Annotated in this window: 24 protein-coding genes; 16 read left to right on the plus strand and 8 right to left on the minus strand. The window is 67.5% G+C overall.

Annotated elements, in window-relative coordinates:
• The first annotated feature begins 29 nt into the window (after positions 1 to 29).
• The 5 genes from ACPV3N_RS10005 to ACPV3N_RS10025 all read left to right on the plus strand — a co-directional run bounded on the left by ACPV3N_RS10005 (position 30) and on the right by ACPV3N_RS10025 (position 4,352).
• Positions 30 to 1,637 carry a carboxyl transferase domain-containing protein gene (locus ACPV3N_RS10005; protein WP_440117159.1) on the plus strand — a complete coding sequence of 536 codons (1,608 nt, stop codon included), beginning with the start codon at positions 30 to 32 and terminating at the stop codon, positions 1,635 to 1,637.
• Positions 1,638 to 1,702: 65 nt separating this feature from the next.
• On the plus strand, positions 1,703 to 2,332 hold the full coding sequence (locus ACPV3N_RS10010) for a 1-acyl-sn-glycerol-3-phosphate acyltransferase (RefSeq protein ID WP_440117161.1): 630 nt from the start codon (positions 1,703 to 1,705) through the stop codon (positions 2,330 to 2,332).
• Positions 2,325 to 3,119, plus strand: coding sequence for a DUF1295 domain-containing protein (locus ACPV3N_RS10015; RefSeq protein ID WP_440117163.1), 795 nt, complete (start codon positions 2,325 to 2,327; stop codon positions 3,117 to 3,119). Before ACPV3N_RS10010 ends, ACPV3N_RS10015 begins: the two co-directional genes overlap by 8 nt.
• Positions 3,120 to 3,176: 57 nt before the next feature.
• On the plus strand, positions 3,177 to 3,662 hold the full coding sequence (locus ACPV3N_RS10020) for a hypothetical protein (RefSeq protein WP_440117165.1): 486 nt from the start codon (positions 3,177 to 3,179) through the stop codon (positions 3,660 to 3,662).
• Between the two features lie 57 nt (positions 3,663 to 3,719).
• The gene (locus ACPV3N_RS10025; protein WP_440117167.1) at positions 3,720 to 4,352 is read left to right on the plus strand and encodes a hypothetical protein; all 633 of its coding nucleotides are present in this window, start codon (positions 3,720 to 3,722) and stop codon (positions 4,350 to 4,352) included.
• A gap of 10 nt (positions 4,353 to 4,362) precedes the next feature.
• On the opposite strand, the gene ACPV3N_RS10030 is transcribed toward ACPV3N_RS10025, so the two are convergent.
• Together ACPV3N_RS10030 and gyrB are read right to left on the minus strand one after the other, a co-directional pair.
• Positions 4,363 to 6,144: a bifunctional metallophosphatase/5'-nucleotidase gene (locus ACPV3N_RS10030; RefSeq protein WP_440117169.1), complete on the minus strand. Its 1,782-nt coding sequence runs from the start codon at positions 6,142 to 6,144 to the stop codon at positions 4,363 to 4,365.
• 276 nt (positions 6,145 to 6,420) lie between these two features.
• On the minus strand, positions 6,421 to 8,955 hold the full coding sequence (gyrB, locus tag ACPV3N_RS10035) for a DNA topoisomerase (ATP-hydrolyzing) subunit B (RefSeq protein WP_440117171.1): 2,535 nt from the start codon (positions 8,953 to 8,955) through the stop codon (positions 6,421 to 6,423).
• 105 nt (positions 8,956 to 9,060) lie between these two features.
• Here gyrB and ACPV3N_RS10040 point away from each other — a divergent pair, with 105 nt between their 5' ends.
• From ACPV3N_RS10040 to ACPV3N_RS10060, 5 genes are read left to right on the plus strand one after another with little or no spacing between them, the layout of a single operon-like run.
• Positions 9,061 to 10,482: a M20/M25/M40 family metallo-hydrolase gene (locus tag ACPV3N_RS10040; protein WP_440117173.1), complete on the plus strand. Its 1,422-nt coding sequence runs from the start codon at positions 9,061 to 9,063 to the stop codon at positions 10,480 to 10,482.
• Between the two features lie 46 nt (positions 10,483 to 10,528).
• Positions 10,529 to 10,963: a transglycosylase SLT domain-containing protein gene (locus ACPV3N_RS10045; RefSeq protein WP_440117175.1), complete on the plus strand. Its 435-nt coding sequence runs from the start codon at positions 10,529 to 10,531 to the stop codon at positions 10,961 to 10,963.
• Positions 10,960 to 11,892 carry a cation diffusion facilitator family transporter gene (locus ACPV3N_RS10050; RefSeq protein ID WP_440117176.1) on the plus strand — a complete coding sequence of 311 codons (933 nt, stop codon included), beginning with the start codon at positions 10,960 to 10,962 and terminating at the stop codon, positions 11,890 to 11,892. The genes ACPV3N_RS10045 and ACPV3N_RS10050 overlap by 4 nt, the downstream gene beginning before the upstream one ends.
• A gap of 51 nt (positions 11,893 to 11,943) precedes the next feature.
• Positions 11,944 to 13,506 carry a class I adenylate-forming enzyme family protein gene (locus tag ACPV3N_RS10055; RefSeq protein ID WP_440117178.1) on the plus strand — a complete coding sequence of 521 codons (1,563 nt, stop codon included), beginning with the start codon at positions 11,944 to 11,946 and terminating at the stop codon, positions 13,504 to 13,506.
• A 53-nt stretch (positions 13,507 to 13,559) separates the two neighbouring features.
• Positions 13,560 to 15,263 (plus strand): sensor domain-containing diguanylate cyclase, encoded by a 1,704-nt coding sequence (locus ACPV3N_RS10060; RefSeq protein WP_440117180.1) that lies wholly within the window; start codon positions 13,560 to 13,562, stop codon positions 15,261 to 15,263.
• A gap of 331 nt (positions 15,264 to 15,594) precedes the next feature.
• On the opposite strand, the gene ACPV3N_RS10065 is transcribed toward ACPV3N_RS10060, so the two are convergent.
• Positions 15,595 to 16,839, minus strand: a complete 1,245-nt coding sequence (locus ACPV3N_RS10065) for a TCR/Tet family MFS transporter (protein ID WP_440117182.1) — start codon at positions 16,837 to 16,839, stop codon at positions 15,595 to 15,597.
• Between the two features lie 166 nt (positions 16,840 to 17,005).
• Here ACPV3N_RS10065 and guaA point away from each other — a divergent pair, with 166 nt between their 5' ends.
• Genes guaA through ACPV3N_RS10080 form a run of 3 tightly spaced genes read left to right on the plus strand, consistent with a single transcriptional unit; the run spans position 17,006 to position 20,041 of the window.
• On the plus strand, positions 17,006 to 18,580 hold the full coding sequence (gene guaA / locus ACPV3N_RS10070) for a glutamine-hydrolyzing GMP synthase (RefSeq protein ID WP_440117184.1): 1,575 nt from the start codon (positions 17,006 to 17,008) through the stop codon (positions 18,578 to 18,580).
• A gap of 7 nt (positions 18,581 to 18,587) precedes the next feature.
• Positions 18,588 to 19,277: an endonuclease III domain-containing protein gene (locus ACPV3N_RS10075; protein ID WP_440117186.1), complete on the plus strand. Its 690-nt coding sequence runs from the start codon at positions 18,588 to 18,590 to the stop codon at positions 19,275 to 19,277.
• A complete protein-coding gene (locus tag ACPV3N_RS10080) occupies positions 19,232 to 20,041 on the plus strand; it encodes a kinase (protein ID WP_440117188.1) in 810 nt (269 codons plus the stop codon). Before ACPV3N_RS10075 ends, ACPV3N_RS10080 begins: the two co-directional genes overlap by 46 nt.
• Here the strand turns inward: ACPV3N_RS10080 and ACPV3N_RS10085 are convergent.
• The gene (locus tag ACPV3N_RS10085; protein WP_440117190.1) at positions 20,038 to 21,015 is read right to left on the minus strand and encodes an oxidoreductase; all 978 of its coding nucleotides are present in this window, start codon (positions 21,013 to 21,015) and stop codon (positions 20,038 to 20,040) included. The genes ACPV3N_RS10080 and ACPV3N_RS10085 overlap by 4 nt on opposite strands.
• Positions 21,016 to 21,177: 162 nt before the next feature.
• Between ACPV3N_RS10085 and ACPV3N_RS10090 the strand changes: the two genes are divergently transcribed.
• Complete coding sequence (locus ACPV3N_RS10090) at positions 21,178 to 21,636, plus strand: CHRD domain-containing protein (protein ID WP_440117192.1); 459 nt, start codon at positions 21,178 to 21,180, stop codon at positions 21,634 to 21,636.
• Positions 21,637 to 21,735: 99 nt separating this feature from the next.
• On the opposite strand, the gene ACPV3N_RS10095 is transcribed toward ACPV3N_RS10090, so the two are convergent.
• Genes ACPV3N_RS10095 through ACPV3N_RS10110 form a run of 4 tightly spaced genes read right to left on the minus strand, consistent with a single transcriptional unit; the run spans position 21,736 to position 24,326 of the window.
• Complete coding sequence (locus ACPV3N_RS10095; protein ID WP_440117194.1) at positions 21,736 to 22,134, minus strand: hypothetical protein; 399 nt, start codon at positions 22,132 to 22,134, stop codon at positions 21,736 to 21,738.
• 10 nt (positions 22,135 to 22,144) lie between these two features.
• Entirely contained in the window at positions 22,145 to 22,555 is a 411-nt protein-coding gene (locus tag ACPV3N_RS10100) for a hypothetical protein (RefSeq protein WP_440117196.1), read from the minus strand.
• Between the two features lie 46 nt (positions 22,556 to 22,601).
• A complete protein-coding gene (tldD, locus tag ACPV3N_RS10105; RefSeq protein ID WP_440117198.1) occupies positions 22,602 to 24,023 on the minus strand; it encodes a metalloprotease TldD in 1,422 nt (473 codons plus the stop codon).
• Between the two features lie 42 nt (positions 24,024 to 24,065).
• Complete coding sequence (locus ACPV3N_RS10110) at positions 24,066 to 24,326, minus strand: zinc-finger domain-containing protein (RefSeq protein WP_440117200.1); 261 nt, start codon at positions 24,324 to 24,326, stop codon at positions 24,066 to 24,068.
• Between the two features lie 55 nt (positions 24,327 to 24,381).
• On the opposite strand from ACPV3N_RS10110, the gene ACPV3N_RS10115 reads away from it, so the two are divergent.
• Positions 24,382 to 25,320: an ABC transporter ATP-binding protein gene (locus ACPV3N_RS10115; RefSeq protein ID WP_440117202.1), complete on the plus strand. Its 939-nt coding sequence runs from the start codon at positions 24,382 to 24,384 to the stop codon at positions 25,318 to 25,320.
• Positions 25,310 to 26,059 carry a class I SAM-dependent methyltransferase gene (locus ACPV3N_RS10120; RefSeq protein ID WP_440117204.1) on the plus strand — a complete coding sequence of 250 codons (750 nt, stop codon included), beginning with the start codon at positions 25,310 to 25,312 and terminating at the stop codon, positions 26,057 to 26,059. Before ACPV3N_RS10115 ends, ACPV3N_RS10120 begins: the two co-directional genes overlap by 11 nt.
• The last annotated feature ends 19 nt before the right edge of the window (positions 26,060 to 26,078 follow it).

Raw genomic sequence — 26,078 nt, forward strand, 5'->3', positions numbered from 1 at the left:
CGCCGGTTTGGCGGGCTAGTCCCCCGGCCATGACAGCACCCGTTCTGACCAGCCGGCTCGACCGTGAAAGCCCCGAGGCGAAGGCTCGCTTCGACCACAACAGGACCCTTGCCGATGACTTGCGCGCGCGCGTCGCGGAGGCTGCGCTCGGCGGGCCGGCCAAGCACCGCGAGCGGCACGTGAGCCGCGGCAAGCTGCTCCCGCGCGAGCGGGTCGAGCAGCTGCTCGATCCCGGCTCTCCCTTTCTCGAGATCGGACAGCTCGCGGCGAACGGGATGTACGAGGGCGACGTGAGCGGCGCCTCGATGATCTGCGGCATCGGCCGGGTCAGCGGGCGGCAGGTGATGATCGTCGCTAACGATCCCACGGTGAAGGGCGGCAGTTATTACCCGATGACGGTCAAGAAGCACCTGCGCGCGCAGGAAATCGCGACCGAGAACCGGCTGCCCTGCATCTATCTTGTCGACAGCGGCGGCGCGAACCTGCCCTACCAGGCCGAGGTGTTTCCCGATCGCGAGCACTTCGGGCGCATCTTCTTCAACCAGGCGCAGATGTCGGCCAGGGGTATCCCGCAGATCGCCTGCGTCATGGGAAGCTGCACCGCGGGCGGCGCCTACGTCCCTGCGATGAGCGACGAGACGGTGATCGTGCGCGAACAGGGCACGATCTTCCTCGCCGGACCGCCGCTGGTGAAGGCGGCGACGGGCGAGGAAATCTCGGCCGAGGACCTTGGTGGGGGCGACCTCCACGCTAAGAAATCGGGCGTTGTCGATCACCTCGCCGAGAACGACGGGCACGCGCTCACCATCGTGCGCGATATCGTCTGCCATCTCGGCGCGAACACCGGTGCCGCAACCGGCGTGGCCTTGCGCGAACCGCGCCCGCCAAAGTTCGATGCTGAAGACCTCTATGCCCTCATCCCGGACGACGTTCGCGCGCCGTACGACGTGCACGAGGTCATCGCGCGGATCGTCGACGGAAGCGAATTCCACGAGTTCAAGGCACTCTACGGATCGACGCTGGTGTGCGGCTTTGCCCACATCTGGGGGATGCCGGTCGCGATCCTCGCCAACAACGGCGTGCTGTTTTCCGAAAGCGCGATGAAGGGTGCGCATTTCATCGAACTGGCGTGCCAGCGGCGCGTGCCGCTGCTGTTCCTCCAGAACATCAGCGGCTTCATGGTCGGCGGCAAGTACGAGGCGGAAGGGATCGCCAAGCACGGCGCCAAGCTCGTCACCGCGGTCGCCACTGCGACCGTGCCCAAGATCACCGTGGTGATCGGCGGCAGTTTCGGCGCGGGCAACTACGGCATGGCCGGCCGCGCCTATTCCCCGCGCTTCCTGTTCACCTGGCCCAACGCGCGCATCAGCGTGATGGGCGGCGAGCAGGCAGCGTCGGTGCTGGCGACAGTCCACCGCGATGCCGAAAAGTGGACGCCGGAAGAGGCCGAGGCCTTCAAGGCGCCGATTCGCCAGAAGTACGAGGACGAGGGCAACCCCTATTACGCTACCGCGCGGCTGTGGGACGACGGGGTGATCGACCCGGTCCAGACGCGCGACGTGCTCGGCCTCGCCTTTGCCGCCACGCTCGAGGCGCCTATCCCCGAACGGCCCGCGTTCGGCGTGTTCCGGATGTAGCGAAAGCGCGCGCTTGCTCGGCGGAAACGGGCGTGCGAAGCACCGCGACAGGGAGAAAGGATGCGGTGACGGGGCAACGCTCACTGGCCGGCAGCGGCGCCTCGCTGCTTTCGCGCATCGTGCGCCGCATCCTCGTAGCGCTCTACCGCTGGAAGGGCTGGCGGATCGAAGGGGGGCACCCCGGCGTGCCCAAGTTCATCATCACCGGCGCTCCGCACACGTCCAACTGGGACTTCGTGTTCTTCATCGGCACGACCCATCAGCTCGGCATTCGCCCGAGCTTCATGGGCAAGCACACCCTGTTCAAGTGGCCGATGACCAGGTTCATGCACGACATGGGCGGGATCGGCGTCGACCGGTCGAGGCGGGGCTCGAACTACGTCGATCAGGTCGCCCGCGAATTTGCCTGCCGAGACGAGCTGGCCCTTGTCGTCGCGCCCGAAGGATCGCGCACGAGCGACGGCACCTGGCGGACCGGTTTCTGGCACATCGCCCGCGCCGCGGGAGTGCCGATCGTGCCGGCATGGGTCGACCATGCGACGATGAAGGGCGGGCTCGGCGCGCCGATCTGGCCCAGCGGCGACCTTGCCGCGGACCTGGCGAAGCTCGCCGATTTCTATCTTTCCAGAATGCCCGGCTGCCCGCGGTTCCTGCGGCTCGCCGAGGAGGCGCAAAGGATGAAGAGCGATGATTGAAGCGCTGGCGGGCAATGCCGCGATACTCCTGGGGCTCGTGCTCCTGCTGTGGGTCATTTCGCTCCAGATCGACGACGTCTCGTTCATCGACAGCTTCTGGGGCGGGGGGATGGCGCTGCTTGCGCTCGTCAGCTGGCTGCGGCTGGCCGAGCCGGGGCCGCTTGCGACCCTCCTCATGGTGATGACCGTGCTGTGGGGAGGGCGCCTCGCGATCCACCTCTATCGCCGCTGGCGGCGAGAGGGCGAGGACCCGCGCTATGCACGGATGATGCGCAAACCGCGCGAGCAGGGCCGTTTCGCGATCGCGGCGTTGACCAAAGTGTTCCTCGGCCAGGCGGTGCTGCTGTTCGTCGTTTCCAGTCCGGCGCAGGCGGGGATCGTCGCGGCGGGCGGGGTGCAGCCGATCAGCGGACTGGCCCTCCTCGGTTTCGCGCTGTGGCTGGTCGGCATCGTGTTCGAGTGGGTCGGGGACTGGCAGCTTGCGCGGTTTCGGGCCGACCCGGCGAACAAGGGCGAGGTGATGGATCGCGGCCTGTGGCGCTATACGCGCCACCCGAATTATTTTGGCGACGCCTGCGCGTGGTGGGGCATCTGGCTCGTCGCCGCCAGCGCGGGGTGGTGGATCGCCGCATGGACGGTCGCGGGCCCGCTGTTCCTCACCTTCACGCTCACGCGCTGGTCGGGCAAGCCGCTGCTGGAAGCCGGCATGGCAAAGCGCCGGCCGGGGTATGCCGAATACGTCCGGCGCACGTCGGGCTTCTTTCCGCTGCCGCCCAGGAAGACCTGAAACATCGGGCGCACTCGCCCGTTGGATCTTCACAGACGATCGATCCGGAGAGTTTTCATGCGCCTTGCCTATGCCATCCCCCTTGCCGCGCCGCTTGCCCTCTCGCTCGCGAGCTGCGGCGACACAGCGCCCGCCGAGCGCGCCGACGCTGACAGCGCCGGCGTTGACGTCGATTTGCCTCAGGTAGACCCGCGGTTTCCCTCGGTCGCGCCCGACGCGCGCACCAGCGTCAACTATGCGGGCACCTACGCGCAGCCCGTCGCTGACGGCCAGCGGTCGATTTCGCTCAACACCGATGGAACCTACGTGTTGCGCGAACCGGGGGGAGCGGAGACCACCGGCACGTACAACTGGTACGCCGATAACAGCCGGATCCTCATGAAGGTCGACGGCAGGAACGAGGTCTATGCCATCGCCGACGGCGCGCTCTATCGCATGCCCGACGAAAACGCTCCGACCACCGGCACGATGACCGAAGAACAGACCTATCGTCGGGTCAGCGGTTCCGCGCCGTCAGCCACCGGTACAGCGACGGCGCGATAGCCCCTTCAAACCGCCTGCCCGCACGCTTACACTCACCAGTTCAAGCGGGAGTATGAAATGAGCGGAAGCGGGATCGATCCCCGAAGCGAGAAGGACCGGCTGGTCCGGACTGCGATGCGCATGATCGAGGAGCGGGGTGACGATGTGACGCGCACGGCGCTTGCCGCGGGCGCCGGGGTCCCGCGCTCGCGCGTGGAAGTCCTGTTTCCCGAAGAGACCGACCTTTTCGACGCGATTGTCGAACGCTGGTTCGCCGACCACGTCGCGATCATGGAAGACGTTCTGGCGAGCGATCTCCCTCCCAATCGCAAGATGTATGAATTCTTCGCCCGCCGTTTCCGCCTCCAGCGCGAACGGTTTCGGGCGGACCCGGCCGCGTTCAAGATTTACTGCGAGCTTGGCGCCGCCCATTTCGAGCGCGTGCGCAGCTATGTCGACCTGGCGGATCACTACCTGTGCGAGCTGATCGCACAGGCTCAGGCGGAGGGTGCATTCGAGGGACTTGCGATCGACGAGGCGCTGAGCCTGATCAACCAGATGGTCCTGCCCTACACGATGGCCGATATCCTCACCTACATGGAACCCCGCCTGAGCGAGGAGAAGCTCGCGCGGATAATCGACACGTTGTTCGCAGGGCTGAGCGCGACCGACGGCGGGGCGCGCGGGGTCGCGGGGCTGCGAGCCGCCTGACCCGTGCGCCCTACCGGGGCGTCACGTCAATGGTGCGATCTTCCGTCGGCACGGCGCGCGCGGGTCTGACCGCCAGCCAATCCTGCAGCGCGTCGATGTCGATCGCTCCGCGAACCACGTCGCGTCCCTTGGCGAACAGGCCGAAGCTGTCTCCGCCCTGGGCAAGGAAATTGCTTACCGTCACGCGGTAGGTCGTGGCCGGATCGATCGGCACTCCGTTGAGGGACAGTCCCACGATCCGTTGCCCGATCGGCCTGGCCATGTCGTAGCGATAGACGAACCCTTGCGACGGGGTCAGCACCTGGACCGGCGCCTGGTCATCGAAACCCTGTTCGAGCACCGCCTTCAGCTCGGCCCCGGTCAGGCTCATCGTCACCAGTTCATTGTTGAACGGCTGGATCTGGTAAAGCGCGCCGAACGTGACCGACCCGTCCGGGGAAGGTGCGATCACGGCCGGGGCACGGATGCCGAACGGGTTCATGAACGCGATTTGCGCGCCGGCCGCGCGGGTCGCGGCCAGCTGGGCGTCTGCGATCAGGTTGCCGAGCGACCCTCCGGTGTTGCCGCCGCCTTCACCGGGACGGCTCGCGGTCCCCGCGATCCAGCCGACCTTCCGGCTTGAAAAGGCCTTCGATGCGTCGACGAACTTCGCGACGTAGGTCGCGACGTCCGCCCGCGGCTCGAACCGGGGCACCAGGTCGGTGTTCGCCACCGGCCCGCGCGACGCCGTGTAGGGCGCGCTCTGGACGATCACGTTCTTCGCTTTTCTGGATACGACGTTGCCCGCGACCGGATCGATCGCGAGGGTGATGTCGGTAACCAGCGCGCCATAGACCCCGGCGCTCGTCAGCAGCAGCGGGCTTGAGCGGCCGGGCAGGTCGCGCTCGCACACGTATGCCCAGTGCGTATGACCCGATACGATGACATCGACCTTGGGCGAAAGGCGATCGAGTATCGGCAGGATCGCACCGCTGAGATCGTTGCAGCCCTGCGGGTCGGGCTCCCCCGCCGTCCGCCCGCCCTGGTGGAGGAGAACGACGACGGCGTCGGCACCGTTTGCGCGCAGATCGTCCGCTGCGCGGTTGATCGTCTCCGCCTCGTCGCCGAAGGTCAGGCCGGCGACCGCTTCGGGCAGCACGAGGCCCGGGGTATCCTTCAGCGTCAGCCCGACGAAGCCCACAGTGACTTCGCGCGATCCCTCTCCGAAGGTCCGGGTTCCGGTTGCGGGAAATAGTGTCTGGCCGCTCTCGGTTTCGACATTCGCCGCAAGATACCTGAACCGGGCGCCGGTAAAGGGCTCCACCGCGCAGGGCTCGCGCCGGGTGTGCACGTCGCAGCCGCCGTTCTGAAGCCGCAGGAGCTCGGCGCGCCCCCGGTCGAATTCGTGGTTGCCGACAGCGTTGAAATCGAGCCCGATGCGGTTCATCGCGCCCACCGCCGGCTCGTCGAGATAGAGCGACGAGGCGAATTGCGACGCCCCGGTCATGTCGCCAGCGGACACCGTGACGGAATGCTGGTGCCGCGCCCGGATCGAGTCGACCGCCGAGGCGAGATAGGCCGCACCGCCGGCCGGCACGCCAACAAGCTCTCCGTCCGGCCCGGGTAAGAACACCGACTGGTTCGGCGGTTCGATCGCGCCATGGAAATCGTTGAGGGCGATGATCCCGACCTCGACCGGGGCAGGCGGGGCGGCGGGCACCGTCGCGCAGGCCGCGAGGGACGCGGACAGGACCACAGCGAAGGAGCGGGCGGGGCGGAGGGTGGGGAGCCGGGCGGGCAGGTGCAGCGACATGACCCGCGAATGCCCGCGACCGCGCTCGACCGCAAGCGGATGTTATTCGACGGCGAACGGAACGTTCGGGGCGTCACTCTTGTTAGTCACGAGCCGGTAACGACCGGAAGAAAGGACAGGAAATGCAGGCCGACGCACTCGTCATAGCCGCGCTTCTCGCGCTGGTCCTGGCGGTCGGCCTGATTCTCCTCGCGTTGTTTCGCGGGCGTCGCTGATTGCCGGCTTCAACGCCGCCGACCTGCGGCACCTGACGCTTCGCACCGGCCTTCGCTGCGGCTAGACGTCGAGGTTGGCGACGTTGAGCGCATTCTCCTGGATGAATTCGCGGCGTGGCTCGACCACGTCGCCCATGAGGCGGGTGAAGATCTCGTCGGTCACGTCGGCGTCCTCGACCTTGACCTGCAGAAGCGCGCGGTTTTCCGGGTCGAGCGTGGTTTCCCACAACTGCTCGGCGTTCATCTCGCCCAGACCCTTGTAGCGGCTGATCGACAGGCCCTTGCGGCCCGCGGCCAGCACCGCGTCGAGCAGCTGGGTCGGCCGGGTGATCGCCCCGTCGGCCTGCACCGGGGCGGCGGTTTCCTCTTCGCCCGTGTCCTCTGGCGCAGACTCCGGCTCGGGCTCCGCCTGGCTCACGGCGCTGCCCTGGGCAAAGCGGCTCGGCTGGGCAAAAGCCTCGGCGTGCTCCGCGGCGATCCGGTGAAGCTTACGGGCTTCGGCGCTGTCGATGAACTTGCCCTCGATCTCGTGGGCGTCGGTAACCCCCCGCCAGCGGCGCGCAAAGGCGATGGATCCGTCGTCGCGGCGGACGACCGACCAGTCGGCTTCCGGATCGCCCATGCCAAGGCGCTGCGCGGCGTACTCAAGCGCCCGCATGCGCGTGTCCGGGTCAAGCGAAGGATCGAACGCCCCGGCAAGAGCCATCTGCTCGATCACGGCGGGGTCGTACTTGCGCGGCACGAAGCCGATCAGGCTGCGGATCCGCAGCGCGTAGTCCACAAGGCTCTTGAGGTCCTCCCCCGAGCGGGCCCCGTCGGCGGTCTCGAGCACGCGGCCCTGCAGCCCCGCGTCGACGAGATGCCGGTCGAGCGCGGCCTGGTCCTTGAGATAGACCTCGCTGCGCCCCTTGCTCACCTTGAACAGCGGCGGCTGGGCGATGAACAGGTGCCCGGCCTTGACGATCTCGGGCATCTGGCGGTGGAAGAACGTCAGCAGCAGCGTGCGGATATGCGCACCGTCGACGTCGGCGTCGGTCATGATGACGATCTTGTGGTAACGCAGCTTCTCGAGGTTGAACTCGTCGCGCAGGCCGGTGCCCATCGCCTGGATCAGCGTACCGACTTCCTTGGAGCTGATGATCCGGTCGAACCGCGCGCGCTCGACGTTGAGGATCTTGCCGCGCAGGGGGAGGATCGCCTGGTACTTGCTGTCGCGGCCCGACTTGGCCGAGCCGCCGGCGCTGTCTCCCTCGACCAGGAACAGCTCGCACTTGGCCGGGTCGCGTTCGCGGCAGTCCGACAGCTTGCCGGGCAACGAGGCGACCGACATCGCGCCCTTGCGGCTCATCTCGCGCGCTCGGCGGGCGGCCTCGCGCGCGGCGGCGGCATCGACGATCTTCTGGATGATCTGCTTGGCGTCGGCGGGATTTTCCTCGAGCCACTCGGTCATCTTCTCGCTCATCAGCGATTCGAGCGGCTGGCGAACCTCGGACGACACCAGCTTGTCCTTGGTCTGCGATCCGAACTTGGGGTCGGGCAGCTTGACCGAAACGATCGCTGTCAGGCCTTCGCGCATGTCCTCGCCCGAGAGCGAGACCTTTTCCTTTTTCAGGAGGCCCGTGCGCTCGGCGTAGTTGTTGATCGTGCGCGTCAGCGCCGCGCGGAAAGCGGCGAGGTGCGTCCCGCCGTCACGCTGCGGGATGTTGTTCGTGAAGCAGAGCACGTTTTCGTAATACGAATCGTTCCACTCGAGAGCGACGTCGATGCCGATGCCGTCCTTGTCGGCCGAGACCGAGATCGGCTCGGGCACCAGCGGCTGCTTGTTGCGGTCGAGGTACTTCACGAACGCGGCGATCCCGCCTTCGTAGAACAGGTCGTGCTCGACCGGCTCCTCGTGGCGAAGGTCGCGCAGCTTGATGCGCACCCCCGAGTTCAGGAACGCGAGCTCGCGGTAGCGGTGCTCGAGCTTCTCGAAATCGTATTCGGTGACGTTCTTGAACGTGTCGGTCGAGGCCATGAAGGTCACCCGGGTGCCGTTCCGGTCGCGCCCGGCCGGCCCCTTGACGACGAGCGGTCCGACCGCGTCGCCGTTCTCGAACCGCATCCAGTGTTCCTTGCCGTCGCGCCAGATGGTCAGCTCGAGCCATTCGGACAGCGCGTTGACAACCGACACGCCCACGCCGTGGAGCCCGCCCGATACCTTGTAGGCGTTGTCGTCGCTGGTGTTCTCGAACTTCCCGCCTGCGTGCAGCTGGGTCATGATGACCTCGGCCGCCGACACGCCCTCTTCCTTGTGCATGTCGACCGGGATGCCGCGGCCGTTGTCCTCGACCGACACCGATCCGTCCGGGTTGAGCTCGATCAGCACGAGGTCGCAGTGGCCGGCGAGCGCTTCGTCGATCGCATTGTCGCTGACCTCGAACACCATGTGGTGGAGGCCAGACCCGTCGTCGGTGTCGCCAATGTACATGCCGGGGCGCTTGCGCACGGCGTCGAGGCCCTTGAGGACCTTGATCGAATCGGCGCCGTAACCGGACTGGTTCGCGCCGCTGGTCTGGGGGGAATTTGCGCCCTGCCCGGAAGTGTTTTCGTCCATGCCGATCATATAGGCATCGAGGGGGCATTTAGGAACCTTTCGCACCCCCTTCCATCCACAGCCGATTGGTGCTGAAAGGCGGGCACGTCCCAGGGGGAGATTCCGATGAAAAACGTGGTGCTTACGGCTATTGCAGGCGTCCTTGCGGCCTCCCCGGTGGCGGCTCAGATGACGATCGAGCCGATGGGGCCGCTGCGTCCGGACCAGGCGCGGTTCTTCGAACTGTACAAGGAACTGGTCGAAACCGACACGTCGCTGCCGGACGGCAGCTGCACCAGGGCTGCCGCGCAGCTCGCGGACCGGCTCAAGGCGGCCGGTTTCGCCGACGATCAGCTGACGCGGTTCTCGGTCCCCGAGCATCCCGAGGACGGCGGGCTCGTGGCGGTCCTGCCGGGCACGTCGAAGACGCTGGAGCCGATGCTCCTGCTCGCGCACATCGATGTCGTCGCCGCCAAGCGCGCAGACTGGGAACGCGATCCGTTCAAGCTGGTGGAGGAGAACGGGTACTACTACGCCCGCGGTATCCTCGACGACAAGTTCCAGGCCGCGGTGTGGACCGACACGCTGATCCGCCTCAAGGAAGCCGGGCACAAGCCCAAGCGCACGATCAAGCTGGCGCTGACCTGCGGCGAGGAGACCGACAACGCCTTCAACGGCGCCGAGTATCTGGCCAAGGAGCGGCTCCCGCTGATCGACGCCGCCTTCGCGCTCAACGAAGGTGGCGGCGGACGCACCGACGGCAAGGGTCGCCTCCTCGTCCAGACGGTCCAGGTCGGCGAGAAGATCTACCAGGATTACAAGCTGGTCGCGACAAATCCGGGCGGGCACAGCAGCCAGCCCGTCCCCGACAACGCCATCTACGACATGTCGCAGGCGCTTCTGAAGATCGCCGCGCACGAGTTTCCAGCCGAATTCAACGACACTACCCGTGCCTTCTTCGCCAAGGCCGGCGCTCTGCGCGGGGACGATACCGGAAAGGCGATGGTCGCGCTGACGAAGGACCTGGGCAATTCGCAGGCGATGGAAATCGTCAACCGCGACAAGGCGCTCCATTCGATGCTGCGCACCACCTGCGTCGCGACGCTGATCGACGGCGGTCATGCCCTCAACGCGCTGCCCCAAAGGGTCGAGGCGAACGTCAACTGCCGCATATTCCCGGGCCACACGCGCGAGGAGATCCGCGGCGAGATTGCCCGGATCATCGGAAACGACCGGATCGCCATTTCGTACGGGCGCGACGACAAGCCGGTCGCCGTGAACCCGCCGCTCGACCCGAAGATCATCGGACCGGTCGAGAAGCTTGCGGCAAAGCACTTTCCCGGCGTTCCGGTCATCCCGACGATGTCGACCGGCGCGACCGACGGGGTCTACACCGGCGGCGCGGGCATCCCGACATACGGCGTCCCGAGCGCGTGGACCGATCCCGACGGGAACGGTACCCACGGCCTGAACGAGCGGCTCAACGTTCGCGGGGTCTACACGGGCCGCGACTACCTGTTCGACCTGGTGAAGGCGCTGGCGCAATAGGAACCGGAGCGCGGTCGCGCGTTTTCCTTCCCGAAAGGGACAGGGAATGCGCGGACCGGCCCGAACACTCGCGGTTCTTTCGGCATTTTGGCTGCTGGCCGGTTGCGCTGACCTGCCGCGCGACCCGGCCGGGACGACACAGCGGATCAAACGCACCGGCACTCTGCGGTTCGGGCTCGTCGCCGGTGCGCGTCTCGACCGGGCGGCAGGGACGGTTCTTGCAAATCTGCAGGATCGCACCGGTGCGCGAACCGAGTTGCGGGTAGGTGACAGCGAGGAGCTGTTCGCGGCCTTGGAGCGGGGGGAGATCGACCTCGTCTACGGGCGGTTTGCCGCCGATTCGCCGTGGGCCGAGCGGATCCACCTGGCCGATCCGCCTGGGATGCTCGGCGAGCCTGCCCAAAGCGAACCGGTGCCGCGCTTCGCGACCATGCTGGGCGAGAACGGCTTGATCATGATCATCGCGCGGAGCGGCGAATGAACGGCCCGCCCGAAGCCATCAGTCGCGACCTGGAGCGCGCCAAGAAGCTCGAATGGTGGACGCTCGGCTGGATGGCCTCGGTGGTGGTGGTGATGTATCTCGTCATGGGCGCGAGCCAGGCGATGAAGACCGCGTTCCTCGAGGATCTGCTGAGCCTGGTGCCTGCGGTGACCTTCCTCATGTCGGCCCACCTCGAGCCGCGTGGGCCCACCAGAAAGTATCCATTCGGCTTCGTGAGAGCCAACACGCTCGCGTTCCTCGCATCGGCAGTCGTGCTGCTGACCATGGGCCTGTTCCTCATTTTCGAAAGCGCACGGGCCCTGGTGAACGCCGAGCATCCGACGATCGGCCCGGTAGCACTGCTGGGCGAGACGGTCTGGCTCGGCTGGTTGATGATCGCCGGGCTCGTCTACTCGGTCGTCCCGCCGATGATCCTCGGCCGGCTGAAGATGCCGCTCGCGCACAGGCTCCGCGACAAGGTGCTCTATACCGATGCGCTGATGCAGAAGGCGGACTGGCGGACCGGGCTTGCAGGCGTGGCCGGGGTCTTGGGCATCGGCTTCGGGCTGTGGTGGGCCGACGCGCTGGCCGCGCTGTTGATCGCGCTGTCGATCGTCAAGGACGGGTTCGACAGCGTTCGCCGCGCTTCGGCCGAGCTTCTCGACGGGGCCCCGCGGCAGCTTGAAGGCAACGGCATCTCGGAAGAAGCCGCAAATCTCGAGAACCGCATCAAGGCGCGCTGGCCCGAGGCCGAAGTGCGGATGCGCGAATCGGGGCGTTACATCCTGGTCGACGTCAAGGGCGTCCGCGAGCCGGTCGGTCCGATAGACTATTCGGAGCTGATGGACCCGGGCGCGCCGTGGCGGGTCGCGCAGATCGCCTTCATCGCCCCGCGCCGCGACACCGAGAACAGCGGCGAGCCCCATTGAAGCGCGTCGTGGCCGCTTGCCATCGCGAGGTGCCGCGATAGGGTCGCGCCCATGACAGCAGAGGACATCTCCGCCCGCCTTGCCGAACCGTTCGGTTCCTTCTCGCAGGTGCTCGCCGACTGGGCTGCGCTCCAGCCCGACAAGCCGGCGCTGCTGGATGAAACCGGCAAACTGACCTGGGCCCAGCTCGACGACCGGGTCGAGCGGATCGCAGCGCGGCTGCAAGCCGATGGCCTCGCGCCAGGCCAGTCTGTGGCGATCCTCGGGACTTCGACCAACGCATACGCGCTCGTGTTCCTCGCCGCGGTCCGTGCGGGCGGGGTCGCTGCCCCGCTCACCACGAGCGCTACCGCCGAACAGCTTGCCGCGATGGCCGCCGACAGCGGCGCGGCGCAAATCTTCGTCGACCGGGCCAAGCTGGCCGAGCTGGGCGATAACTGCTTTCCCGGATTGGCGCGGGTCGTGCTCGACGAGGACCTCGACCAATGGATGGCCCCCGCGGGCGCCCGCGCCGAGCCGGCGACGCGCGATCCGGCCGATCCCTTCAACATCATCTATTCATCGGGCACGACGGGTACGCCCAAGGGCATCGTGCAGTCGCACCTCATGCGGTGGCGCCAGTTCGCGCGCACCGCGACGAGCCTTCTCGAAGGCGGCGGACCGGTAATCAGCCTTGCGTCCACCCCGCTCTATTCGAACACGACGATGGTCGCATTCCTCGCCCCGCTTCTCGCGGGGGGAACGGTGCGCGTCATCGGCAAGTTCGACTGCGGTCGCTGGCTCGCGCACGCGCAGGCCGACCGCACGACGATGACCATGCTGGTGCCCGTCCAGTACCAGCGGCTGATGGATTTCGCGGATTTCGACGACTTCGATCTGTCGGCGTTGCGGTTGAAGTACTGCACGTCCGCTCCGTTCTCGGCCGAGCTCAAGCGCGAGGTGCTGGCACGAATGCCGGGCGCCCTGATCGAGATTTATTCGATGACCGAGGGCGGGGTGGTCTGCCTGCTGCCCGCGCACGAATTCCCCGACAAGCTGCACACCGTCGGCCGGCCGGCGCCCGGGAGCGAGCTCAAGGTCCTCGACGACGAGGATCGCGAGGTGCCGCCGGGCATTCCGGGGCACCTCGTCGGCCGATCGGGCACGATGATGTCGGGCTATCGCAACCAGGCAGGCAAGACGCGGGAGGGATACTGGACGGATCCGGCGACCGGCGAAACATGGCAGCGGATGGGCGATATCGGGCGGATCGATGCCGACGGTTTCGTCGAGCTCGTCGGCCGGGCCAAGGACATGATCATCTCGGGCGGGTTCAACATCTACCCCGCCGACCTCGAAGCCGCGCTGGAGGCCGACCCGCGCGTGGCCGAGGCGGCGGTGATCGGGGTTCCGAGCCGGGCCTGGGGCGAGACGCCGGTGGGTTTCGTGCGGTTGGCGCGCGGCTTCGGGGAGCGCCACCTTGCAGCGATCCTCGCCGAGACGAACGGCAAGCTGGGCAAGACCCAGCGCCTTGCCGCCCTCCACGCCGTCGACGAAATGCCGCGCAGCCACATCGGCAAGCTGCTCAAGAGCGATCTGCGCGAAATGGCGGCAGTCATGGAGCCGCCTGATTGAGCGAATTTGGCGTGTTAACCTCGGTTTAGGCGCGCTTCACTAGCTTTGCGGTCGTGGGACGACTGGGGTTCTGGATCGCGCTGATCGTCGCGGCGCTGCTGGGCGCGCTTGCGCCTTCGAACGCGCTCGCCGCTCCCACAGCGGCGCCCTGCTCGGCGACGAGCAGCGACAGGGTCCCGATCGCGCGGACGCTCGCGGAACCGCTGGACTGGCGATGTCCGGGGCGATGGGACCACGTGTCGCACAGTCGCCAGCTGGTCCTCCTGAAGTTCGATCCCTCACGGCCCCCGCGTTTCGTGGTCAGCCGGGCTGTCGCCTTCGACAGCATTTCGGTGGCATGGCAAACCCCCGGCGGCGCGAACGGCTCGCTGGTGCGACCCTTCGACCGGCTCAAGCCCACCTTCCTCGACAGGCGGTTCGTTCTTCCCCTGCCCGAACTCCCGCCCGGTACCGACCGCATCGTCGTCGGAATCGACGGGGCGACCAACGCTCTGCCGCTCGAATACATGACCCTTGCACGCCAGAAACCAGGGACCACGACGTCCGAACGCGATGCGCTGCTGATAGCGGCCTTCCTGCTCGGCCTCCTCGCGATGCCGCTCTGCTTCGACGTGGTGTTCTACCGCGTGCTGCGCGAGCCGTTCATCCTGTGGCACATGGCGTTCGTCGCGGGCATGGCCCTCCAGATCTACATGACCGCGGGCTTGTACCTGCCGTCCTTCGACCTGGGCTTGCGAGCCGTGCGCGCGATCACCGTCGGCGGCTTCGGCCTGATGGTGGCGGGGGCGCTGATGTTCTTCGTCGCCTTCGTCGAGAAGGGAACGCTCGGTCGCCGCGAGGTCGCCGCGCTTCGGATCGGCGCGGTATGGATGGCCGCCGTCTGCGCCTTTCACGCCGCCGGCTTCACCGCCTTCGGCACGCTTTCGTCTCAGCTGCTCTACGTGTCGGGGATCCCCGTTGCGATGATCTTCGCATGGTCGGCGTGGACCGCGCACAAGGCGGGGAGCCGGATGGTGCGGTTCATTGCGATCGGGTTCGCGCCGCTGCTGGCGATCGTGATCCTGCGCATGGTGACGTTCCTGCTGCCATCGGTCCCCACGCTCGAGGCGAACGGCCTGTTCCAGGCGGGCATGGTGATCGAGATCGGGGCGACAGCGCTGGGTGTCGCGGCCCGCTTCCTCGCCCTGCGCGACGAGCGCGACAGGGCGCAATCGGAGGCCCGCGATCTCGAGGACCTGGTCGAACGCGACCCGCTGACGGGGCTGCTCAACAGGCGGGCGGTCGAGCCCAGGTTCGCGGACTTGCGTCAAACCGGCTACGAGACGTTCGCGCTGATCGACCTCGACAATTTCAAGTCGGTGAACGACCGCCATGGGCATGCCGTGGGCGACGCGGTCCTCGTTGCCACGGCCGAGGTGCTTGCTTCCGAACCGGACTGCGTGGCGGTGCGCCTGGGGGGAGAGGAGTTCCTGCTGCTTCTCCACGGACCGGACGCGGACCAACGGGCAGAGCGGGTGCGCCGGGCGATCCCGCGCCGTGTTGCGCGCGAAATCGAAGGATTGGCCGCCCCGGTGACCGCCAGCATGGGCGTGGTCGTGGCCCCGCACGCGGCGCTACCCCGGGTCCGGTTCGGCGACCTCTACGTGATGGCCGACAAGCTGCTCTACGAAGCGAAGGAGGCCGGGCGCAACCGCACCTTCAGCGAGAAGGTTCGGGCATTCCGCAAGCCGCGCGGAGAGCGGCGGCGCGCCGCCTGAAGGGCCGATTCCAGGATTTCGGTACAGGTTGCGATCCGCTCAACACCCGCGCTCCAGCGACATCGCTGCGAAACGATGCAGCGAACGCGCCCGAAAAACCCCGATACGAAGGGGGAAAGACGAGGCGGCGGCTGGGAGGGAGAGGTGCCGCCGCCCCGCTTTCGGTTCGCAGCCGCCGTGCGGCGGGGGCGAAGGTGCCGCTGGACCAGGGGGGGACGTGGTCGAGGGCACTCACCGGGAAGCCGATTTTCTTGGGAGAGGACAGGCTTCGTCCGGTACGGCGCCCGAAATAAAGTTACGCGCTGGTTTTCACAAATGAGAAAAGCGCGCGCTATGTTGCATTTGGCGCAATAGTCGCGCCGGTACTGCCCGACCCTCGCCGCGCGCCCGCAATTGCGATGAGCATTGCGCCGACCGCGATGGCCGCAGCGACCACGAGGGGCATTGCGGGAAACGCGATAATGGCCTGCGGCCCGGCAGTCTTCGCGAATATCCCGGTATAGAGCAGCGGTCCCGCGATCATTGCGAGACTGCCGATCGCCTGGGTGGCCCCTTGCAGCTCGCCCTGGCTCTCGGCATCGACGACGCGGCTGCTCAGCGCATTCATCGAGGGTTGGACCAGACCCTGGAGTCCGTTGAAGATCAGCGCCGCGAAGATGATGGGGTCCGAACGCACGAACGCAAAGACCATTGTCGCGGTGAAGAGCGCCGCCACTCCCAGCACGATGGCCCGCACTTCGCCGATACGCGGGATCAGCCAGCGCATCAGCAGCCCCTGGACGAGTGCGCTACCGACCCCGACCGCCGTCAGCGACAGGCCGATCTGCCCCGCGCTCCAGCCATAGGCCTCTATCGCGAAGAATGCCCAGATCGACGGGTAGACAGTATGCGCGAGGCTCCATACCCCGAGCGCGGCGACGAACCACAGCACCGCGCGGTTCTGGCCCGACAATGCGCGAAGCGCGGCGAACGCGTTGGCCCGCGCCAGGCGAAACGGCCGGCGACGCTCCTGCGGCAGGCTCTCGCGAAGGAAGAAGAAGCCGAAGATCACGTTGACAAAGGCCATGCCGGCCGCCGCGAGGAACGGCACGCGCGGGCCGAATTCGCCCAGAAACCCGCCGAGCGCGGGCCCGATGATAAACCCGAAGCCGAATGCCATGCCCATCGTGCCGAAGGCAGCCGCGCGGTCCTTTGGTTCGGTAATGTCGGCGATGTAGGCGTAGGCGGCCGAGAAGCTCGCGCCCGTCAGCCCCGCGATCAACCTCCCCACGACCAGCCACCCCAGGCTCGGGGCAAGGCCCTGCAACAGGTAATCGCACCCGAACGCGAACAGGCAGGCAAGCAGGACCGGACGTCGTCCAAACCGGTCGGACAGGTTGCCGATGACCGGCGCGCAGAGAAACTGCAACGCGGCGTAACCGGCGCCCAGCCAGCCCGCCCAGACCGCCGCGCTGTCGACCGGCATCCGGCCGAGGTGCATGATGAGCTCGGGCAGGACAGGCATGACCAGCCCGAAGCCGATCATGTCGATCAGCACGACGATGAAAACGAACCAAACGCTGGCGCGCCGCTGCATCGAAATCTCCGCTGACGCACGAGCCACAGGCAATCGCGGCGCGCCTGTCGAGATAACGGGAGCGCGACCGCGCGACAATTGCCTTGCATTGCGACGGAGATCGCTCCCAGGTCGCGGCCGGCCCCGGGGACTGGACCTGAACCGGCCCGCCGCCTAACGGCGCGGCATGGACGCAGCGCACATTCCCGATTCCATCCTGATCGTCGATTTCGGCAGCCAGGTGACCCAGCTCATAGCCCGCCGGGTGCGCGAGGCGGGGGTCTATTCCGAAATCGCTCCGTTCACGCAGGCCGAAGAGGCGTTCGAGCGGCTCCGTCCCAAGGGCATCGTCCTGTCCGGATCGCCCGCCGGAGTGCCCGAGGAGGGCAGCCCCCGCGCCCCGCAGGTGCTGTTCGACAGCGGGCTTCCCATCCTCGGCATCTGCTACGGCCAGCAGGTCATGACACACCAGCTCGGTGGCACGGTCGAGGCGGGCAACCAGGGAGAATGGGAGGGCGAGTTCGGCCGGGCGTTCCTGACCGTGACCAGGGACTGCGCGCTGTTCGACGGCCTGTGGCAGGTCGGCGAGCGGCACCAGGTCTGGATGAGCCACGGCGACAAGGTGACCGAGTTCGCGCCTGGGTTCGAGATCGTCGCGATCAGCGACGGCGCGCCGTTCGCCGTGATCGCCGACGAGGCGCGGCGGTACTACGGCACCCAGTTCCACCCCGAGGTCGTCCATACTCCCGACGGCGCGAAGCTGCTGGCGAACTTCGTCCACAAGGTCTGCGGGCTGGCCGGCGACTGGACGATGGCCGCCTACAGGGAAACCAAGATCGCGCAGATCCGCGAGCAGGTGGGGCCTGGCCGCGTGATCTGCGGCCTGTCGGGCGGCGTCGACAGCTCGGTCGCCGCGATCCTGATCCACGAGGCGATCGGCGACCAGCTCACCTGCGTGTTCGTCGATCACGGCCTGCTGCGCCTGAACGAACGCGAGCAGGTCGAGCGGATGTTCCGCGATCACTACAACATCCCGCTCGTCGTGGTGGACGCCGAGGACCGGTTCATGGCCGGCCTCGCCGGGGTCACCGACCCCGAGAAGAAGCGCAAGTTCATCGGCGCCGAGTTTATCAACGTGTTCGAGGAAGAGGCGCGCAAGATCGGCGGAGCCGATTTCCTTGCCCAGGGAACGCTTTATCCCGACGTGATCGAGAGCGTCTCGTTCACCGGCGGGCCGTCGGTGACGATCAAGAGCCACCACAACGTCGGCGGCCTGCCGGAGCGTATGAACATGGCGCTCGTCGAGCCCTTGCGCGAACTGTTCAAGGACGAGGTCCGCGCGCTGGGGCGCGAACTTGGCCTGCCCGAAATCTTCGTCGGCCGGCATCCGTTCCCGGGCCCCGGACTCGCGATCCGTATCCCCGGCGCGGTCGACAAGGAGCGCTGCGACATCCTGCGCAAGGCCGACGCGATCTACCTCGAGGAAATCCGCAATGCCGGGCTTTACGACGCGATCTGGCAGGCCTTCGCGGTGCTGCTCCCGGTCCGCACCGTGGGCGTGATGGGCGACTACCGCACCTACGACCACGTCCTCGCCCTGCGCGCGGTGACGAGCACCGACGGCATGACGGCGGACGTCTACCCCTTCGACAGCGCCTTCCTTTCCCGCGTGGCGACGCGCATTGTGAACGAGGTCAAGGGCGTGAACCGGGTAGTCTACGACTACACCAGCAAGCCGCCCGGCACGATCGAGTGGGAATGAGCGTTCGGTGGCCGTGACCGTCACCGAGACACTCCAGAGACTGCAGGACGCGCTGGTCCAGCGCTTCGGACACATCAGACGGTTGCCCCAGGACCGCCGCGCCCCCGAGTGGTCGCTGGTTCAGGGCCTGATCGGATCCCGCATGCCGAGCGAGGCGTCGAGCGCGGTCGCCGACCGGCTTGTCTCCGAGTGCGGATCGTGGGACGCCGTTGCCGACCTTCCTCCCGAGGCGCTGGCGAAGGCGCTGAAGGGCGTGCGGTTTCCCAACCAGTCGGCAAAGCGGGTACATGGCGTCCTGGGCGCGATTCGCGAAAGGCAGGGCAAGGTCGACCTCGCCTGCCTTGCGGACATGGACACGCCAGCCGCGATCGCGTGGATCGAGACGCTGCCCGGCGCGGGGCGCAAGATCGCCGCCCAGGTCGTCAATACGACTACTCTCGACCGGCCGGCGCTCGTGCTCGACACCCACCATCTGCGTATCCTCGCGCGGCTCGGACTGGCGGGACAGGGGGAGGACAGCGCGAGGATCTACGACCGACTGATGCCGCTTCTTCCTGACCGCTGGGACGCCGCCACGATCGACGAACATCACCGATTGATGAAGGAACTGGGTCGCGAGGTGTGCACGCCGAAGAACCCCAGGTGCCCCGAATGCCCGTTGCTGTCGCTGTGCCCGACGGGACAGGCTCGCTCGTGAGCTGGGAGGCGGCCGACCAGGCGGCAGCCGGCGCGATCGCGGCGTGCCAGGCCCGATCGGGGCGTCCGGTCCTCGCCGGCCTTGCCGGCGCGCAAGGGTCGGGCAAGAGCACGATGGCACCGCGCCTCGCCGCGCAGCTGGCGGAAAGGGGCCTGCACACGGAGGTCCTCGCGCTCGACGATTTTTACCTGACCCGCGCCGAGCGAACGGCGCTCGCGCGCGAAATCCATCCACTGCTCGCCACGCGCGGCGTGCCGGGCACGCACGACACCGATCTTCTGGCAGACGCGCTCGATGCGCTGCTCGCGGGACGCGGGACCCGCGTCCCGCAGTTCGACAAGGCAGCCGATGACCGCGCGGGTACGCGCGATCTTGCGGGCGGGTGCGACGTCGTCCTTCTCGAGGGATGGTGCATCGGCGCGCGGGCCGAGGGCGCTGACAGTCTGATTGCGCCGATAAACGCGCTCGAGCGCGAAGCGGACGCGGACGGAAGCTGGCGGCGCTGGGTCAACGGCCGCTTGGGCGGAGACTATGCGGCGCTCTTTTGCCGGATCGATTACGGCGTGATGCTGCGCGCGCCGGACTTCGCGGTCGTCGAGCGCTGGCGCGCCGAGCAGGAGGAGCACCTTGGAAGCGGCGGCATGACGCGAGCAGCGCTTCGCCGGTTCGTCCAGCACTTCGAGCGAATCACCCGCGCGATGCTCGCCGACCCGCCCGCCGACCTTGTCCTCGACCTCGACCCCCGGCGGGTACCTGTCGGCTAGGCGTGCGCCACGAGGGGACGGAAAGTGACCCCTGTGAGCATCTCCGACCTGTCCCATAACCGCGCGGCCAGCAATTCGTCGCGCACGTGGGGATGAACGCCGCCCAACGGGCGGTCCGCGCTTGCCGGACGGGCGACGTCGCAGTCCTCGCAATAGACGCCGCCCAGCCCATCGAGCAGCGGTGAGGTCGCCGCCCAAACCGTCGTCGCGGCGCCTTCCTCGGTGCTCTTGAAGCGCTCGTTTACGTTGCCGTCGGCATCCATCCACCCCATCGCGACTTGCTCGTCCCTGGAAAGGTGACGCTGAAGCGGGGTCATGATCCCGCCCGGGTGGACCGCGAAGGCCCGCACTCCATGGGGTTCACCCAGCTTGTCGAGATGGAGCGCGAACAGCGCGTTGGCGCTCTTCGCCTGGCCGTAGGCAAGCCACTTGTCGTAATCGCGCCGCTCGAAGTTGGGATCGTCGAGATCGGGCGGGCCGAGCCTGTGGCCGATCGACGACAGCACGATCACGCGCGCTGACCCGGCCGCAGCAAGCAGGGGCCAGAGCCGCGCGGTGAGCTGGAAATGGCCGAGATGGTTGGTCGCGAACTGGCTTTCGTAGCCGCGCGAATCGCGCGACAGCGGACTCGCCATGATCGCGGCATTGGCAATCAGCACGTCAAGCCGGTCCCATCGGCTGGCGACCTCGTCGGCGAAATCGTCGATCGAGGCGGGATCGGCGAGGTCGAGCGGAAGGACCTCTATCGTTCCGTCCATCTCGCCCAGCACCTCCTCGGCGCGGCCCGTCCGGCGTGCGCCCACGATCAGGCTTGCGCCCGCCTCTGCCAGTGCCCTCACGGTTTCGGTGCCGATGCCCGAATAGCCGCCGGTCACGACGATCCGCGTACCGGCAAGATCGATGCCTGCAACGACCTCGCGCGCTGTCGAGCGATAGCCGAAGGGCGATCCGAGCGGCTGTTGCACGGCGGTCATCGCGTCACTCCTCTCCTGCTCACGGGCTTCGGCATGCGCCCGCGTGCCGGACGCGTCAATTCCGCTTCGCGGAACGGACTCGGGCCAAGGTCCGTTACCGGGCATCGGCCGTGCGGTGGAACTGCCGGTGGCAACATGACATCAAGGAGAGAGGTCGTGACGATGAACAGGACATCCATGCTCACAGTGGCCGCACTGGCCGGCTCGATCGCGCTGGCGGGTTGCGCCACGATCGAGGAAGAAGTCGTCGACGCGACGTCGGACACCTACAAGACGGTGCTGACTGGCGCCAACGAGGTGGGCGGCGGCGATCCCGACGGATACGGGCGCGCCGAGATCTCGATTTCGGACGCGTTCAACCAGATCTGCTACGAGTTGAAGGACGTGCGCGGGATCGACCCGATCACCGCGGCGCACGTCCACTACGGCCGCGCGGGTATCAACGGACCGCCGGTCTTCACCCTGACCAAGTCGAACGAGGGCCGCTGGCAGGGCTGCAAGGATGGCAAGGAGTGGACCGAGAACCGCCTGCAAGGCAACCCGGCCGACTTCTATGTCAATGTCCATACGGCCGCCTATCCCAACGGCGCGATCCGCGGCCAGTTGAGCGATATGCAATAGTAGTCTTTCGCGCGCTACCCGCCGCGATTTGCCGTGCCCGCCTTCGGGGTGGGCACGACAGCGCGGCGGGGCAGTGGACTGCCTTCAAGCAGGCGGCGGTCAGTCGACGCGGGTGTAGGGCACGAACTCGGTCAGGAAGACATTGCCGGTGTACATCCCGGAGGCGCTGTCGAACGTCGTCACGATATCCTGGCGGCACAACTGCGTGCCGAACTGGCGGACCAGCAGGGCATCCCACGAATCGAGATCGCGCGCGTTGGCCGGGCGGTTGACCCAGATGGTCCGGCCGGTGCCGTAGACCACCGCCGTGCCGTCGACGATGGTCGAACTGCGGTTGAGGAAGGTGTTGATGCAGCTTCGCGGTTCGCCGGCGACGCGTCCCTCGAGCATTTTTTCCAGCTTGGCTTCACCCGTCAGGCGCTCGCCCGCAACGGCGGGGCTGCCGACGGCGAAGAGGGCGGAAGCGGCGATGGCGGCAAGGCGGGCGGGCGTGCGCATGGGCATCTCCTCAGCGTGCAGGCTTGGTATAGGGCACGAACTCGGCCAGGAAAAGCGTCGGGCCCGGGATGTGCGCGCCGCGGTCGTAGAGCGCGACGTGGTCGTATCTGCACAGGCCGGTGCCGCCTCGCTTTTCGAACACCGGCAGGTCCCAGTGATCCAGTACCTGCGCGCCGTCCGGACGGTTGACGTAGATCGTGCTGCCGCGGCGAAAGACCATTGCGGTGCCGTCGACAATCCGCACGGCATCGCTCGAGCCGTCGCGGATGCAGTTCACCGGCTCGCCGGCGATGCGGCCTTCGAGCAGTTCGGCCAGTTCGGCTTCGCCCGCGGCCGGGCGGTCGGACGCGGCGGAGGGAACTGCCGAAAGCGCCGCCAGCGGGGCTGCGGCGATTGCGAGTCGTTTAAACGTGGAGTTCATGCGTCGCATCCTCGCACAGATGCGCTGAACCGTGGCTGACCGGCGGTCAGGCGGTGCCGCCGACGGTGAGTCCCGAGATCAGCAGGGTCGGCTGGCCGACCCCCGCGGGAACCGATTGCCCCCCTTTGCCGCACATGCCCACCCCCTCGTCGAGCGCCATGTCGTTGCCGATGCCGCCGACCCTGGTCAGCACGCTCGGCCCGTCGCCGATGAGCGTCGCGCCCTTGATCGGTGCACCCAGCCGTCCGTCCTCGACCAGATAGGCCTCGGTGCAGCTGAATGTGAACTTCCCGCTGACGATGTCGACCTGCCCGCCGCCGAAGCTCTTGGCAAAGATTCCCTTCCTGACTCGCGACAGCAGTTCGGCCGGGTCGTCCTCGCCGCCGCGCATGAAGGTGTTGGTCATCCGCGGCATGGGTGCGTGGGCGTAGTTCTCGCGCCGCCCGTTGCCGGTCGGTGCGACGCCCATTAGCCGGGCGTTCATCCGGTCCTGCATGTAGCCCTTGAGGACGCCGTCCTCGATCAGCACCGTTTCCTGCGTCGGCGTGCCCTCGTCGTCGATGCTCAGCGAGCCGCGCCGGTGCGCTATGCTGCCGTCGTCGACCACGGTTACCCCGGGCGCGGCGACCCGCTGGCCGATACGCCCCGAAAACGCGCTCGTACCCTTGCGGTTGAAGTCCCCCTCGAGCCCGTGTCCCACCGCCTCGTGGAGCAGCACGCCGGGCCAGCCGGGCCCCAGCAGAACGGTCATCTCGCCTGCCGGTGCGGGCACGCTTTCGAGGTTGGTCGTTGCCTGGTCGACGGCCGCGTCGACCGCGCGGCGCCAGCTCGCAAGCTCGAAGAGTTCATCGTAGAGATAGCGCCCGCCAAACCCGAAACTGCCCGTCTCGCGCCGCCCGTTCGCCTCCGCGACGACCGAGACGTTGAGTCTTACCAGCGGGCGCACGTCGTGGGCAACGAACCCGTCGGGCCGGACGATCTCGATTACGCTCCAGCTGCCCGAGAGGCTCGCGGTCGCCTGGACCACGCGCGGGTCGCGTGCGCGGGCCGCGGCGTCGATCTCCTCGAGCAGGCGGATCTTGGTTTCGAGCGGGATCGCGTCCAGCGGGCTGGCGTCGGTGTAGAGGTGGCGGTTCGAGCGTGGTGGCGGGGGCGCGAGCGGATTCCTCGCCGGATCGAGCAGCCGGAGCGTCTCGCCAGCTCGGCGGATCGCCGAGGCGCTGATCTCGCTGGCGTGGGCGAAGCCGGTCATTTCGCCCGACACTCCGCGCAGGCCGAAGCCGGCATCGCGCGAATAATCGCAGGTCTTCAGCCGGCCGTCGTCGAAAACGAACGATTCGGTCGCCATGAACTGGAGGTAGAGCTCGCCATCCTCGCAGTTCGCCAGCGTGTCGGCGGCGAGCGCCTTTGCCTCGTCGGGATCGAGCTTGCCCGCGGCGTAGAGCAGGGCGTGGGGATCGACTGTCATGCGCCCGATATGGGCGCTTCGGCGCACGCGCGCCAGCCCGCCTCAGCGATACCCGGGATCACCGCCTTCGGATATGTCGGGCAGGGTCGCGTGGTCGACGCCGTCGGCAGGCCCCCCCTCGAGCACGAAGCGCCGGTCGCAGTAGCCGCAATCGACATAGCCGTGCTCGTCGATCTCGAGCCACACCTTGGGATGGCCGAGCGCGGCGGGGCGATAGTTCAACCCGCTGCGGATGTCGGTCGCGCCGTCGCACCATACGCGGGTAGAGTTGACCTTGCTGACTTCGGGCGGCGGGATGCTCATGCGATGCGCCGTTACCGATATTGCGGGCCACGCGCAACGGCCCTACGTGGCCCGCATGACCACACCTCCGGCGATCCGCATCGACAACCTGGTAAAGCGTTATGCGGGGGTGAAGGGGGACGAGGGCAAGCTGGCGCTGAAGGGCGTCAGCTTCGACGTGCCGCAGGGCGAGATCTTCGGCCTGCTGGGTCCGAACGGCGCGGGCAAGTCGACCCTGATCAACATCCTGGCGGGGCTGGTCATGAAGACCGCGGGTCAGGCCGAGATCTGGGGATTCGACATCGATGCATCCCCACGCAACGCCAAGCGGTCGATAGGCATCGTGCCGCAGGAAATCGTCTTCGACCCGTTCTTCACTCCGTTCGAGGTGCTCGAGAACCAGGCCGGGTTCTACGGCATTGCGAAGCGCGAGCGCCGCTCGGAGGAATTGCTCGAGGCGGTTCGCCTGTCCGACAAGCGCGACGCCTATGCCCGCACACTTTCGGGCGGCATGAAGCGGCGCCTGCTGGTTGCGAAGGCGATGGTCCACGCCCCGCCGATCCTCGTGCTCGACGAGCCGACGGCGGGAGTCGACGTCGACCTGCGGCGCCAGCTGTGGGAACTCGTCACCCGTCTCAACCGCGAGGGCGTGACTGTGGTCCTGACGACGCACTATCTCGAGGAAGCCGAGCAGCTGTGCGATCGCATCGCGATCATCAACCACGGCGAACTGATCGCCAACAAGCCGACCCGCGAGATGCTCGGCATGATGGCGGAGAAGGTGGTCGAGGTCACCGTCGATCGCGACCTCGCAGCGCCGCCGGTCCACGCCGCCTTCAAGAAGAGCGACAAGAAGGGCGACCGGACGGTCGCGATCACCTACGACAAGGACAAGATCACCGCCGGCCAGGTGCTGGGGCTGGTGCAGGAGCAGGGCTTCGTGATCGAGGACGTCACGACCCGCGAGGCAGACCTCGAGGACGTGTTCGTCAGCCTGACTAGCGATGCCGCCTGAGGCAGGGCGGCATCCGGCCTACGACACGATCGGGATCGACTACGCCAGGCTGCGCCGCGCTGACCCGCGCATTGCCGCGTTGATCGAGGTGGCGCTGGGCTCCGCACGGACAGTGCTCAACGTCGGTGCGGGCGCAGGCAGCTACGAGCCCCCCGGACGCGCCGTCACCGCGCTCGAACCGTCGGCCGAAATGATCGCCCAGCGCCCCGCCGGTGCCGCGCCTTGCGTGCAGGGTGTGGCCGAGGACCTGCCGTTCGCCGACCAGAGCTTCGATGCGGCGATGGGCGTCCTCACGATCCACCACTGGCCAGATCCCGCCCGGGGCCTGGCGGAGATGCGCCGCGTCGCGCGCGGACCGGTGGTGCTCCTCACCTTCGATCCCGAGTGCCGCGCGGGATGGATTCTCGATTACTGGCCGCAGCTTGCCGAACTCGACGCCGCGATCATGCCCGAAATGGCGCTTTACGAGGAGGTCCTTGGGCCGGTCGAAACCGTGCCGGTGCCGATCGCGCACGATTGCACCGACGGGTTCCTCCATGCCTACTGGCGGCGACCGAAGGCCTATCTCGATCCGGCGGTGCGCCGGTCGATGTCGTCGTTCTGGCGCATCGACGGGGCCGGGGCGGGGCTGGACCGGCTCGCAGAGGACCTTCGATCCGGGGCCTGGACAGCGCGCTACGGCGACCTGCTCTTGCGGGAATCTTTCGACGCAGGCTACCGGCTCGTCATTTCGCGCTGACGGGCCTGTGCGTTCGCGC

It is taken from the genome of Tsuneonella sediminis (assembly GCF_051912845.1).
GTDB classification, from domain to species: Bacteria; Pseudomonadota; Alphaproteobacteria; order Sphingomonadales; family Sphingomonadaceae; genus Tsuneonella; species Tsuneonella sediminis.